Origin of the sequence: Kinneretia sp. DJ1R-11, from assembly GCF_025717595.1 — a bacterium.
Classification (GTDB): Bacteria; Pseudomonadota; Gammaproteobacteria; order Burkholderiales; family Burkholderiaceae_C; genus Paucibacter_A.
On sequence record NZ_JAJIRR010000005.1, the window covers coordinates 40,311 to 52,651 of the forward strand.

Consider the following 12,341-nt stretch of genomic DNA (forward strand, 5'->3'; position numbering starts at 1 on the left):
TCTTGCGGCCATGTACCAGAACCCATCTTTTCGCTGCGAAGATTTCGCCCAGGCACGCCGCTTCATGGCCGAGCAGCCCCTGGCCTTGTTGGTCGGCCCCGAAGCCGAGGGCCAGAGCTTCGGCAGCCACCTGCCCCTGAGCCTGCAAGGCGAGGACCCGGCGCTCTACCTGGAGGGCCATATGGCACGCGCCAACCCGCACTGGGCCTGGCTGAGCGGCTTGTCAGCCACCGGCCCCGAGGTGCTGGCGGTCTTCAGCGGCCCGGGCGCCTACGTTTCGCCCCAGCACTATGACGGCGTTCAGAACGTGCCGACCTGGAACTACATGGCCGTGCATGTCTATGGCCGCTTGGAACTGGTCGAAGGCGAGCTGGAGAAGGACCGCCTGCTCAAGCGCCTGATCGAGCAGCACGAGCCCGGCTATGCCGCGCAGTGGCGTGCGCTGCCCGAGGCTTACCAGAGCCGCATGCTGAAGGCCATCGTCGGCTTTCGTCTGCACATCGTGCGCTGGGAGGCCAAGTTCAAGCTGAGCCAGAACCGCAGCGCCGCCGAGCGCCAGCGTGTGCAGGCCGCTTTTGCCCAGGGCCAGCCGCGCGAGCAGGAGCTGGCGGCCTGGATGGCGCGCCTGGGTTTGTGATGCCCGGCCAGCGCAAAGATGAAGAAGAAGCGAGGAATGAAGTGAGTAGTGAATCGACGACGATGATGAAAGTCCAGCCCCTGACCCTGAAAGGCAGCTTGCTGCGCCTGGAACCCCTGAGCCTGACCCACCTGCCAGGCCTGTGTGCCGTCGGCTTGGATCCTGAGCTCTGGCAATGGGTACCGAGTCAGGTGCGCAGCGAGGCCGATATGCGGGCCTATGTGGAAACGGCTTTGGACGAGCAGGCACGCGGTGTCTCTCTGCCTTTTGCCATTGTGCTGAATGGTGGTGAGGCGGGTGGCGGGGAGAAGGACGACGGCGAGGGCGGGCGCGTCATCGGCTGCACCCGTTTCGGCAATATCTCGCCGCGCGACCACCGCCTGGAAATCGGCTGGACCTGGCTTGGCCGCGACTGGCAGCGCAGCGGCGCCAACACCGAGGCCAAGACCTTGCTCCTGACCCATGCCTTCGAAAGCCTGGGCGCCTGGCGGGTGGAACTCAAGACCGATGCGCTCAATGCCAAGTCCCGCGCAGCGATTGCCCGCATTGGCGCTCAGCAGGAAGGCATCTTGCGCCGCCACACCTTGACCGACACCGGCCGCGTGCGCGACACCGTCTACTTCTCGGTGCTCGACCACGAATGGCCGGCGGTGAAGGCCGGCCTGCTGGCGCGCAGACGCTGAAGCAGTAAAGAAAGGTGGTGGCCGGGGGCTTGCGGGCAAACCCCGGCCCGATGCGGCTGGGGCGGTGTTAGGGTGCGGCCTTCGCATTTTTCCAGCGCGTGGCCTCATGGCGGCGTGCACCCGCCATGAGCACCGCTGCCAAGATCCTGGTCGACCCGGACCGCAAGGCCCCGCATCCTGCCCTCTATATGTTCCTGATCGCGCCTTTTGGCGCGACCTCGGGCTACACCGCCGTTTGCGTGGCTTATCTGCTGACCCAGGCCCAGGTCGGCGCTGAAGCGGTGGCCGGCCTGCTGGCCCTGGCCTATCTGCCGCAGACCTGGAAGTTCCTCTGGGCCCCGGTGGTGGACCTGAGCCTCAGCCGCAAGACCTGGTACGGCATCGGCTTGGCCGGCATCGTGCTCGGCATCTTGCTGGTGGGCAGCAGCCCGCTGACCCAGGCGGCCATGTGGCCACTGACCCTGGCCGTGCTGCTGATGGGCACGGCCTCGACCTTTCTGGGCATGGCGGTGGACAGCCTGATGGCGCACCAGACGCCTGAGCACGCCAAGGGCAGGGCGGCCGGCTGGTTCCAGGCCGGCAATCTGGGCGGCGGCGGCCTGGGCGGCGGCGCGGCATTGTGGCTGGTGCAATCGGGCGGCCTGACGCCGCAGATGGGCGCCGCTGCCTTGGCCGGCCTGTGTCTGCTGTGTGCGCTGCCCATCCTCTGGGTCAGCGAAGGCGAGACGACGGCCGACAGCGTTCCGCCACCAAGCATCGCCCAGCGCCTGCGCGACACCGGCGCCGACCTATGGTCTGTGGTTCGTTCTCGCAACGGCGCCCTGGCCATGCTGCTGGTCTTTTTGCCCATGGGCACCGGCTCGATGGCAAATATGTACTCCATCATGGCGAGCGAGTGGCAGGCCTCGGCCAACACCGTGGCCCTGGTCACCGGCACGCTGAGCGGCCTGATCTCGGCCCTGGGCTGCCTGATCGGCGGCTACATCTGCGACCGCATGAACCGGCAGCTGGCCTATGTGCTCTTCGGCCTGCTGCTGGCCGGCGCCAGCCTGATCATGGCGCTGGCGCCGCATACCGAATGGCACTTCATCGTCTGGACCAGCGTCTATGCCTTGATCACCGGCCTGTGCTACGCCGGCTTCTCGGCCGTCACCCTGGAAGCCATCGGCAAGGGTGCCGCGGCCACCAAATACAACCTGATGGCCTCGCTGTCCAACACCCCGATCGGCTGGACCACCGCCTTGTATGGCTGGGTGTTCGCACAGGCCGGCGGCCGCCTGACCCTCTTGGTCGAACTGGCGCTGACGGTGCCGGCGGCGCTGCTGTTTGTGTGGGTGTTTCGCAGGGGGCGCGAGCGGGCTGCGGCTGCAAGCGGGGTCTGAGGCCGGGGCGAATGCTTGGTGGTGCCAGGGTCGCGGTCGGGTCGTTTCAGGCCTTGGACGCGGAGTGCGGGAGAAGGCGGAGTGAGCTCATCTTTCGGCAAGAGTCTGCTGCGGATTGTGGAAAGTCACGTTCAGGATTTGCGGCCTGTGGAGGCTCCAAACCGGTGATACAAACCTCGAACTTCAGCGGTTCGACGTGGGTCTTACCGTGGTCTGTTGAGTTGCCAAGATTGAACATGGGCTCAGTCGTGGCGATACGCAGCAGGCGAGTCTTATTAAAGCTCAGTCAGCCCTTTTATTCTGTGCCACTCACCACTCATAGGAGGAAAAATGGATCAAGACAACGCGCCTGTCGTTTCAAGTAACGCCAAGAGTCTTTGCGGTAAATCATGGACTGCGTATTTCAGCATCGGGCTGATCGCATTATTCGTACTACCTATCGCCGTTTCAGTCGCGTGGCAGGCATCATGGGTGGCCGGTATTGCTGTGCTAGTGCTCGTCTTAGCGGTTATCGCGTACAGAGTTTTGGTAATTCGTAGCTTCCACCTCTACTACGATGATGTCGGGGTTTGGGTGTACTCCGGGGTCCTTCCTTGGAGCAAGGGTGTTGCAGGTGTCAAATGGCGAGACCTTGACGAAGCTGTCTATTTTCAAACATTTTGGAGCTGGCTCTTCAAGTCTTACTCAATGCGCATTGGCCATCGCTTCACCAAGTCCAGCGAATTGTTCTTGAGTCATATGGCACGCGGCCACGAGTCAGTCATGGAAATAAATGGGCAACACCAAGAGCTTGTTCGTGCCAATGCCCTAGGGTAATTGTCAAGACCTGATACTTCTTGGGCGCTTGCATATTTAAACCTTTTTTCGAACAGCGTCGGGGCAAAGAGACGGTGCGGCTGTGAGTTTCTGGTTCTTGCTGGGTCTCGGTGATTGGCCGTTTTATAAGGAGCCATGATGTTGCGAAGATTCATGCTTTTGCTTGTCGCTGCTTTCGCGCCAGTCGTTTTTTCGCAGGAAATCAAGCAGCCCAATGTGCACTTGATATACATGGGTGGAAACGATTGCCCCTTTTGTGTGGCATGGGTAGCCACTGAGCTGCCGATTTTGGAGAAGTCTGATGAATTCACCAAAATTCAGTTTTCCAAAGTGGTGAAAGCCATCAAGTCACCTGTGCCTCCAAGATTCTTCCTGCCCAGCGAAGTCAAGCCCTTCAAAGAGAAACTTGACTATGCCAGCTCAGGAAGAAGTGGCTCTCCTCAGTTTGCCCTGATGGTGGACGGTGAGGTGTATGACTATTTCCACGGCACGCGTACAGTCAAGCAAATCGAAGACATACTTGTGTCGGTTCGCAATGGCACGACGTATCCATTTAAGAGATGCATCAAAGCTTCAGATGCATGGAAAAAATGTGAGATTGCCGGCTGACAGGCTTTTTGCAGATACGTCCAGGGTGCGGGCTTGGCGAATGGTCCGTGGCTGTTGAGCTTGACCTCGCAGCACACAATTTGCGTCATCAGTTTCGACTCGCGAAGCGGCCATAGATGCAGTGGCTCGCGAATCCTTGGACCGCCTCCTTAAACCACATCGTCGTTTGCCTGCGCCCCCATGAATTCAAGCCAAGCGCACTTTCCTTCGGTCGCACAGGCCGCCCTGCTTCTTCTTGCGAACTTCCTTTTGCAGTACGCCTTGCTGGCGCTTCTTTTCGACTTGCGCCACTTCGCCGGCCTGACCGAGGACCAGACTCAAGCGCTTGTCATGGTGCTGGCCAACGGCATCGTGCTTGTGTCTGCCATGCATTACAGCCGCATCCGCTACGGCGAGCTGATGCATGCAACGAAGTCATCGGTTTCGGCCACCTTGATGCTCTTGCTGCCACCCATCCTTTTGCTGGTTCCGCTGGTGCTGCTTCTGGATCACGCGCTGCTCACTGTCGTTGAGCAGGTACTGCCCCTGTCCCGCTGGGAGGAGCAGGCCTTCAGCAGCATGGTGGCTGGCAGCCTTCCGGCGGTCATTGCTACCTGCGTACTGGCACCCGTTCTGGAAGAAATGCTGTTCCGCGGCATCTTGCTGCGGGCGTTCTTGAACCAATACCCACGCTGGGCCGCGATTTTCTACTCCGCATTGCTGTTCGGTGCGGCGCATATGAACGTCTATCAGTTCTTGCTGGCGTTATGGCTGGGCGTTTTGCTCAGCTGGCTCTACGAGCGTTCGCGGTCACTTCTGCCTTGCATCGCTCTGCATGCAGCGGTCAACACCGCCGTCTATGTGCTGGAGCAAATGAAGGCCTCACAGAACCAGCCCTTCCTGGATGCGGCCGATGTTTCCACCTGGCTGGCTGCGCTAGCGGCCGCCGCGCTCGGGGCCTTTGTCTTGCGCCGGGTGCTGGTTGGCTCCAATCGCAGGACGGGCGAGGCGGTCTAGCCTGTCGGACTGCGCTGCGGGGCAGGCAGTTCCAACTTCAAGCCTCAGAGTCCCAGGGCAAGACCTGACCCTCCGCAGCCAGAGCCGCAGTCTCTTCAGAGCGTCAGCTTCAGGCTGTACGCCCCGGTGGTTCCGGCGCTGCGCAGCACCCGCAAGACCAGCACCACGGCCGTGCTGCCGGGGTTGCTGATGCGGATTTGCTGGCTGGCGCCGACGATGCCGTTGGACAGCAGCACTTGCTGGCCGCTGGCCGTGTAGACGCCGACGCCGAAGCCCGAGCCGGCATTGGCGGCGTTGAGTGTGGCGAGCAGGGTTTGGCCGGCCGGCAAGGTGAGCTTGAAATAGTCGTTGTCGCTGTTGCTGGCCATGCTGCCGCTGATCAACGCAGGCAGGCTGGCAACGGCCTGGGCGGTGGCGATGCTTTCGTTGGGCTCTTTGTCGCTCACATTGAGGAGGGCGGGCGTTGGCGCCGGGGACGGGGCAGGAACTGGAGCGGGAGCCGGGGCTGGGGCTGGGGCCGGGGCCGGGGCCGGGCTGACCGCGCCCTTGGTGGCCAGGGCCTGGTTGACGGCGGCCGTGGCGTCGACGATGCCCGCTCCGCAGCCGCTGCAGGCGGCCGGGAAGGCGCGGGCGCTGCTCTTCAGCAGGCTGGCGATCTGGTCGGGCGTCAGCGCCGGGTTGGCGGCGAGCATCAGCGCCACCACGCCGCTGACCACCGGGGTGGCCATGGAGGTGCCCATCATGCTGGCGTAGCTGTCGGCTCCGGGCGTGGTGCTGCCGGCGTTCCAGGTCGAGAGAATCGCGGCGCCGGTGTCGCCACCGGGGGCAGCCAGGGTGACCGAGTTGCCAAAGTTGGAATAGCTGGCGCGCGCGCCGGTCTTGCCGGTGGCGGCCACAACGATCACGCCTGTGCAATTGGCCGGCGACACGTTGGCAGCGTCCACTTTCTCGTTGCCGGCGGCCACCACCAACACGGCGCCCTTGGCGCGCGCAGTGTTGATCGCGTTCTGGGTGGTGATGCCGCAGGCGCCGGAGCCGCCCAGGGAGAGGTTGAGCACCTTGGCCGGGTTGGGGTTGAGCGGCAGGCCGCTGACGTTGCCGCCCACGGCCCAGACGATGGCGTCGGCGATGTCCGAGCTGTAGCCGCCGCAGCGACCCAGCACGCGCAGGGGCAGCACTTTGGCACCAAAGGCCACACCGGCCACGCCAATGCCGTTGCCACCGCTGGCGGCCGCGATGCCAGCCACATGGGTGCCATGCCAGGAACTGCTGCTGGCCTTGGATCCGCTGGCGCATTGGTTGGCGGTGGTGAAGTCACCCGGGTCGCTGGCATCGGCATCGCGGGCATCGCCGTCGCCTGCGAAGCTCAGGCCGGTGACAAAGTCGTAGCCCGGCAGCAAGCGGGCTGTCAGGTCGGCATGGGGGCGCACGCCGGTGTCCAACACGGCCACGGTGACGCCGCTGCCATTGACCTTGTCCCAAGCCGTCGTGGCGCGAATGCCGCCGACGGCATCGTTGAGGCTCCATTGCTGGGCCAGGAGGGCGTCGTTGGTTACGAGGCTGGGGTGGTGCAGTCGATCGGGTTCGGCGTATTCGATGGAGGCGTCGCCCATGCGCAGGCTGGCGGCCATGGCATTGGCTTCGCTGAGGCTGAGCGTGCGGTTCAGGGCAAAGACCTGGGCGCCATTGGCCATGCGGCGCAGATGCTGGATGCGCACACCCTGGCGGTTGGCCGCCACCTGCACGGCGGCCTGGGCCTGCACGCTCAGCTGGCCGTCGGCATTCAAGCCGAGGCTGCTGTCGCTTCGGTATTTGACGATCAGGCGGTCGGTGCGCTCGGGCAAGTCTCGCAGCGAGCGGGTTGGTTCGGGTTCGCGGGCGAAGGCGCTGCTGGCGCAGGCCAGGGACAGGGTGGCGAGGATGGCCGGAACAGCGGGGCGCAAGCGGGAAGCCGGGTACTGCATGGAATCACTGCCTCGATGGTGACGAGGCCAGGCCCCGAGAGCCGGGCTGCCTGGCAACCCCGCTACCGTGGCGCGCCGAGAGACAGCACGCTGTAGGCCGGAGGTTTTGCGTCCCTTGCTTTCACAAGGTTTGCGGGTGCTGGTAGCTTACGTGCGCTGGCGTACCAGGGCCAGTGCGGCCATGCTTGCCGCGTGCGCTGGTGCGAATTTGTAGGCAGTTGTGGGGGTTTTGAGCTGCGCCCTGGCCGCCATCCCAGGGTCAGGGCGCAACAGCCGTTGCGGCTGTGCCGGGTTTACATGCCGGCGTAATTCGGCCCGCCGCCGCCTTCCGGCGTCACCCAGACGATGTTTTGGCTCGGGTCCTTGATGTCGCAGGTCTTGCAGTGCACGCAGTTCTGGGCATTGATCTGCAGGCGGTCTTCGCCGGCATCGCTCTTGACGAACTCGTAGACGCCGGCCGGGCAGTAGCGGGCTTCCGGCCCGGCGAACTTGGCCAGGTTCAGCGACACCGGCACCGAGGCGTCCTTCAGCGTCAGGTGGGCGGGCTGGTTTTCTTCGTGGTTGGTGTTGGACACGAAGACCGAGGACAGGCGGTCAAAGGTCAGCTTGCCGTCCGGCTTGGGGTAGTCGATCTTGGCGCACTCGGCGGCCGGCTTGAGGTAGAGGTGGTCGGGCAGGGGGCGGTGGATGGTCCACGGCGGGCTCTTCAGGCCCAGCTTGGGCAGCAGCCATTGCTCGATGCCGGTCATCAGGGTGCCGACGGTGTTGCCCTTTTTGAACCACTGCTTGAAGTTGCGCGACTGGTTCAGCTCTTCATGGAGCCAGCTTTGCTCGAAAGCGGCGGGGTAGGCGCTCAGCTCGTCATGCTGGCGGCCGGCGGCCAGGGCTTCGAAGGCGGCTTCGGCGGCCAGCATGCCGGTCTTGATGGCGGCATGGCTGCCCTTGATGCGGGCGGCGTTCAGGTAGCCGGCATCGCAGCCGACCAGGGCTCCACCGGGGAACACGGTCTTGGGCAGGCTCAAGAGGCCGCCGGCCGTGATGGCGCGGGCGCCGTAGCCCAGGCGCTTGCCGCCTTCGATGTGCTTGCGGATGCTGGGGTGGGTCTTCCAGCGCTGCATCTCTTCAAAGGGCGAGAGCCAGGGGTTTTTGTAGTCCAGGCCGACCACATAGCCCAGGGTGACCTTGTTGCCCTCCAGGTGGTAGAGGAAGCCGCCGCCGTAGGTGTCGCCGTCCATGGGCCAGCCGGCGGTGTGCACCACCAGGCCGGGCTGCGCTTGCGCGGCCGGCACTTCCCAGAGTTCCTTGATGCCGATGGCGTAGCTTTGCGGGTCTTTGCCGGCGTCGAGCTGGAACTTGGCGATCAGCTGCTTGCCCAGATGGCCGCGGGCGCCTTCGGCAAAGATGGTGTACTTGCCCAGCAGCTCCATGCCGAGCTGGAAGTTCTCGGTCGGCTCGCCGTCCTTGCCCACGCCCAGATTGCCGGTGGCGATGCCGCGTACGCTGCCGTCTTCACCGTAGACCACTTCGGCGGCGGTGAAGCCGGGGAAGATCTCCACGCCCAGTCCCTCGGCCTGTTCGCCCAGCCATTTGGTGACGGCGCCCAGGGAGATGACGTAGTTGCCGTGGTTGTGGAAGCAGCCTGGGATCAGCCACTGCGGCGTGGCGGTGGCGCCGGTTTCGTTGAGGAAGAGCACCTCGTCGGCCTGCACCGCTTGGTTCAGCGGCGCGCCGAGCTCCTTCCAGTTGGGCAGCAGCTCGGTCAGCGCGCGCGGGTCCATGACGGCGCCCGAAAGGATGTGGGCGCCCGGCTCCGAGCCTTTTTCCAGCACCACGACCGACAGCTCCTGGCCTTTGGCCGCCGCCAGCTGCTTGAGCCGGATCGCGGTGGCCAGGCCGCCGGGGCCGCCGCCGACGATGACCACGTCGTATTCCATCGATTCACGCGGTCCGTACTGGCTCAGAAGATCTTGGTTTGTCGTCATGGTGTTCTTGTCCTGGCTGAAGCTGTTGAGCTGGCTTGTCTGCGCGGCATTCTATAAGGGGCTTTGATAAAACGAACGGTCGTGCTTTTCTTGCCGCTAGGTGCGGGGCTCTAGCGGGGCCGAAGGCGCTGCCGGCTTGTCAATCAGAACCCGGCGTGGCGCTCTGTTTTCGCATTCGGGCCCAGGGTCGCGTGCTACGCTTCCCCAGCAGTTTTCCCAGAGGATGACCATGAGTTACAGCATTGATTTGTCGGGCCGTGTGGCCCTGGTGACCGGCGCGTCCAGCGGCCTGGGCGCCCAGTTCGCCAAGACCCTGGCCCAGGCCGGCGCCTGCGTGGTCTTGGCCGGCCGCCGCACCGAGCGGCTCAAGACCTTGCGCAGCGAGATCGAGGGTTCGGGAGGCGATGCCCATGTGGTGACCCTGGATGTCACCGATCTGGACAGCATCAAATCGGCCGTGGCCCATGCCGAGACCGAAGTCGGCACCCTGGACATCCTGATCAACAACTCCGGCGTCAGCACCACCCAGCGCCTGACCGAGGTCACGCCCGACGACTACGACTTCGTCATGGACACCAATGTCCGCGGCGCCTTCTTCGTGGCGCAGGAGGTGGGCAAGCGCATGCTGGCCCGCGCCCAGGGCTCGGCGCCTGGCACCTTCATCGGCGGCCGCATCGTCAACATCGCCTCCATGGCCGGCCTGCGCGTGCTCAGCCAGATCGGCGTCTATTCCATGAGCAAGGCCGCGGTCATCCACATGACCCGCGCCATGGCGCTGGAGTGGGGCAAGTACGGCATCAATGTCAATGCCATCTGCCCCGGTTATATCGACACCGAGATCAACCACCACCACTGGGGCACCGAGCAGGGCAAGAAGCTGGTGGAGCTGCTGCCGCGCAAGCGTGTCGGCCAGCCCAAGGATCTGGACACCTCTCTGCTCATGCTCTGCGCCAACGAGAGCCATTTCATCAACGGGGCCATCATCCAGGCCGACGACGGCTTCGGGGTCTGAACATCCATGTCTTTGCGAACTTTGAGCGCTCTGGAGGCGCGTGTGCTGGCGGTGCTGGTGGAAAAAGAATCCACGGTGCCGGACAGTTATCCCCTGTCCCTCAACGCCCTGACCCTGGGCTGCAACCAGAAGACCGCGCGTGAACCGGTGATGAACGCCAGCGAGGCCGATGTGCTGCTGGCGCTGGAAGAACTCAAGGCCATGCACCTGGTCAACACCGTCAGCGGCAGCCGCGTCGTGCGCTTCGAGCACAACGGCGCACGCGGCCTGGGCGTACCGGGTGCCGGCCTGGCCTTGCTGACTTTGCTGATGTTGCGCGGCCCGCAGACCACGGCCGAGCTGCGCCTGCACACCGAGCGCCTGCACCGCTTTGCCGATGTGTCCTCGGTCGAGGGCTTTTTGGAAGAACTGGCCGAGGCCACCGAGCGGCGCCCGGCCTTTGTCGTCAAGCTGGCGCGTGCACCCGGTGCCCGAGAAGCGCGCTGGGCCCATCTGCTCAGCGGTGAGCCGGCGGCCGATGCTGGCGCTTATGCCGGCTCTTATGCCGGCCCGCCCGGCGCCAGCGCGGCGCAGGACGAAGACATCGCGTTTTTGCGCGCCGAACAGCAGCGCATGGGCAAGGAGCTGGAGCAACTCAAGGCCCTGGTTCAGCGCATGGCCGCTGAGCTGGGCATGGACGCCGGCGGGGCGATCTGAGAACGTTTCCGTCGATGAGCCGGGTTATCCCGGAGTGGCGGCTCGCCAGCGCTGGGCAGAATTCGCAGGCCCGATTGAGGGTTGAGATCGCGACCGGTGCTCAAGAGGCACGGTTCGACACCAGGGAGACCAAGTCCATGAAGCAAGAACAACGCCATTCCATCCTCGGCCTGCTGTCGGCCGCCGCCTGCCTCGCCCTGACGGCCTGTGCCAGCAGCCAGGCACCGGACGAGAAAGACGCAGCGTATGAGCGGCCCGAGTACACCACCGGCAGCAATCTGGCCCGCAAGGACCGCAATGCCCTGAACGTCAAGCTGGTGGACAAGGACGCCTTCCAGTCCAGCCTGTCGGGCAATTCGGGCACCGCGCAAGGCGGCAAGAACTGAGGGGGCTGCGCGGCCTTTGAGCTTGGAGGCTTAGAGGTCGCCCCAGCGCTTGATCATGGGCTGCCAGAGCTGATGGCCGGCCAGGCTGTTGCTCAGAAAGACCATGCCGCTGCCCTGTGAAGGGTTGAACTGGCAGAAAGCGCGAAAGCCGCTGCTGTTGGTGCCGGTGTGATAGGCCACCCTGCTGCCATCGGCCATGTGGTTGAGGATCCAGCCCAGACCCCAGTGAACCTTGACCGGCTGACCGTTCAAGCCTTCTGCACGCCCAGCGCGTTCCAGGGCTTGGCGATCGGTGGCAACGGCCTGTGCGGCCAGCATTTCGGTGCGCAGTTCGGCACTGAGCAGTCCCGGACCTGATTGCCTTGGGCGCAGCAAGTGGGCCAGAAAACGGCCGTAGTCGCCCGCCGTGGTGTAAAGGGTGTAGGCCGCATTGGCCCGTTCGTAACGGCTCCAGGGCAGGGCGCGGCCGTCTTCGGCGTGGCCGCGCGCTCGCTGAGCTTCTATCGCTAGATTCAGCACAAAGCTGCTTTGGCGCATGCCCAGGGGTTGAAACAGCTCGCGCTCGGCCGTTGTCTGCAAGGGCTCGCCCAGCAGATGCTCAAGCGCTCTTTGCAGATAAAAATAGCCTTCGCCCGAATATTGAAAGCCCTCGCCGGGTGCAAAGCTCAGGGGCAGGGGGCCGGTGTTCTCATCGCCCTCGCGCCAGTTCGGCAAGCCCGAGCTGTGGCTGAGCAGCTGGCGCGCGGTGATGCGCGCCTGCGCCGCTTGAGCCGGGCTGAAACGTTCGGGGTAGAAGTCCAGGATGGGCTGGTCCAAGCCCAGCCGGCCGCGCTGCACCTGTTGCAACAGCAGAAATGCAAACACCGGTTTGCTCATGGACGCGCATTCGAACACCGTGCTGGCGTCCACCGGCGCACCGTCCTCCGAGCGTTCGCGCCACCCCAGATGCCAGGCCTGGCTGGGTTCGCCGTGACGCAGCAGTTGCAAGGACAGGCCGGGCACGCCCAGGCGCTGCATGCTGGCCGGCAGCTGCTCGTTCAGCTCACGCTGGCGCTGCTCCAGGCGCTGCGCCATGTGCAGCGCCGACAGCGCAGCGTCGCTCTGGGCCCAGCTCAGCCCCGAGCCGGTCAATAGGGCGCCGGCTGCGCCACCCAGGCAATGCCGGCGCTTCATGGCTG

General features: G+C 64.5%; 12 protein-coding genes and 1 riboswitch. Of the genes, 9 read left to right on the forward strand and 3 right to left on the reverse strand.

The annotated features are described in order from the left end of the window. Window positions 1-10: 10 nt before the first annotated feature. The 6 genes from LNV23_RS10550 (at window position 11) to LNV23_RS10575 (ending at window position 5,123) form a co-directional block, all read left to right on the forward strand. Window positions 11-637, forward strand: coding sequence for an FMN-binding negative transcriptional regulator (locus LNV23_RS10550; protein WP_263562943.1), 627 nt, complete (start codon window positions 11-13; stop codon window positions 635-637). A 41-nt stretch (window positions 638-678) separates the two neighbouring features. After that, a complete protein-coding gene (locus tag LNV23_RS10555; RefSeq protein ID WP_263562944.1) occupies window positions 679-1,320 on the forward strand; it encodes a GNAT family N-acetyltransferase in 642 nt (213 codons plus the stop codon). Between the two features lie 125 nt (window positions 1,321-1,445). Further along, window positions 1,446-2,702, forward strand: coding sequence for an MFS transporter (locus tag LNV23_RS10560; RefSeq protein ID WP_263562945.1), 1,257 nt, complete (start codon window positions 1,446-1,448; stop codon window positions 2,700-2,702). A gap of 330 nt (window positions 2,703-3,032) precedes the next feature. Then, complete coding sequence (locus LNV23_RS10565; protein ID WP_263562946.1) at window positions 3,033-3,518, forward strand: hypothetical protein; 486 nt, start codon at window positions 3,033-3,035, stop codon at window positions 3,516-3,518. A 153-nt stretch (window positions 3,519-3,671) separates the two neighbouring features. After that, window positions 3,672-4,127, forward strand: a complete 456-nt coding sequence (locus LNV23_RS10570) for a hypothetical protein (protein WP_263562947.1) — start codon at window positions 3,672-3,674, stop codon at window positions 4,125-4,127. A gap of 180 nt (window positions 4,128-4,307) precedes the next feature. Continuing rightward, window positions 4,308-5,123, forward strand: coding sequence for a CPBP family intramembrane glutamic endopeptidase (locus tag LNV23_RS10575; RefSeq protein ID WP_263562948.1), 816 nt, complete (start codon window positions 4,308-4,310; stop codon window positions 5,121-5,123). 95 nt (window positions 5,124-5,218) lie between these two features. Here the strand turns inward: LNV23_RS10575 and LNV23_RS10580 are convergent, their stop codons facing one another. After that, window positions 5,219-7,087: a S8 family peptidase gene (locus LNV23_RS10580; protein WP_263562949.1), complete on the reverse strand. Its 1,869-nt coding sequence runs from the start codon at window positions 7,085-7,087 to the stop codon at window positions 5,219-5,221. A 49-nt stretch (window positions 7,088-7,136) separates the two neighbouring features. Next, window positions 7,137-7,232, reverse strand: a riboswitch (cyclic di-GMP riboswitch). A 148-nt stretch (window positions 7,233-7,380) separates the two neighbouring features. Continuing rightward, window positions 7,381-9,069 (reverse strand): electron transfer flavoprotein-ubiquinone oxidoreductase, encoded by a 1,689-nt coding sequence (locus LNV23_RS10585; RefSeq protein ID WP_263562950.1) that lies wholly within the window; start codon window positions 9,067-9,069, stop codon window positions 7,381-7,383. A gap of 229 nt (window positions 9,070-9,298) precedes the next feature. On the opposite strand from LNV23_RS10585, the gene LNV23_RS10590 reads away from it, so the two are divergent. The 3 genes from LNV23_RS10590 (at window position 9,299) to LNV23_RS10600 (ending at window position 11,163) form a co-directional block, all read left to right on the forward strand. Further along, window positions 9,299-10,081, forward strand: a complete 783-nt coding sequence (locus LNV23_RS10590; protein WP_263519381.1) for an SDR family oxidoreductase — start codon at window positions 9,299-9,301, stop codon at window positions 10,079-10,081. A gap of 6 nt (window positions 10,082-10,087) precedes the next feature. Next, window positions 10,088-10,777: a YceH family protein gene (locus LNV23_RS10595; RefSeq protein WP_263562951.1), complete on the forward strand. Its 690-nt coding sequence runs from the start codon at window positions 10,088-10,090 to the stop codon at window positions 10,775-10,777. A 137-nt stretch (window positions 10,778-10,914) separates the two neighbouring features. Beyond that, window positions 10,915-11,163 (forward strand): hypothetical protein, encoded by a 249-nt coding sequence (locus tag LNV23_RS10600; protein ID WP_263519383.1) that lies wholly within the window; start codon window positions 10,915-10,917, stop codon window positions 11,161-11,163. Between the two features lie 30 nt (window positions 11,164-11,193). On the opposite strand, the gene LNV23_RS10605 is transcribed toward LNV23_RS10600, so the two are convergent. Beyond that, window positions 11,194-12,336: a serine hydrolase domain-containing protein gene (locus LNV23_RS10605; RefSeq protein WP_263562952.1), complete on the reverse strand. Its 1,143-nt coding sequence runs from the start codon at window positions 12,334-12,336 to the stop codon at window positions 11,194-11,196. Between the last annotated feature and the right edge of the window lie 5 nt (window positions 12,337-12,341).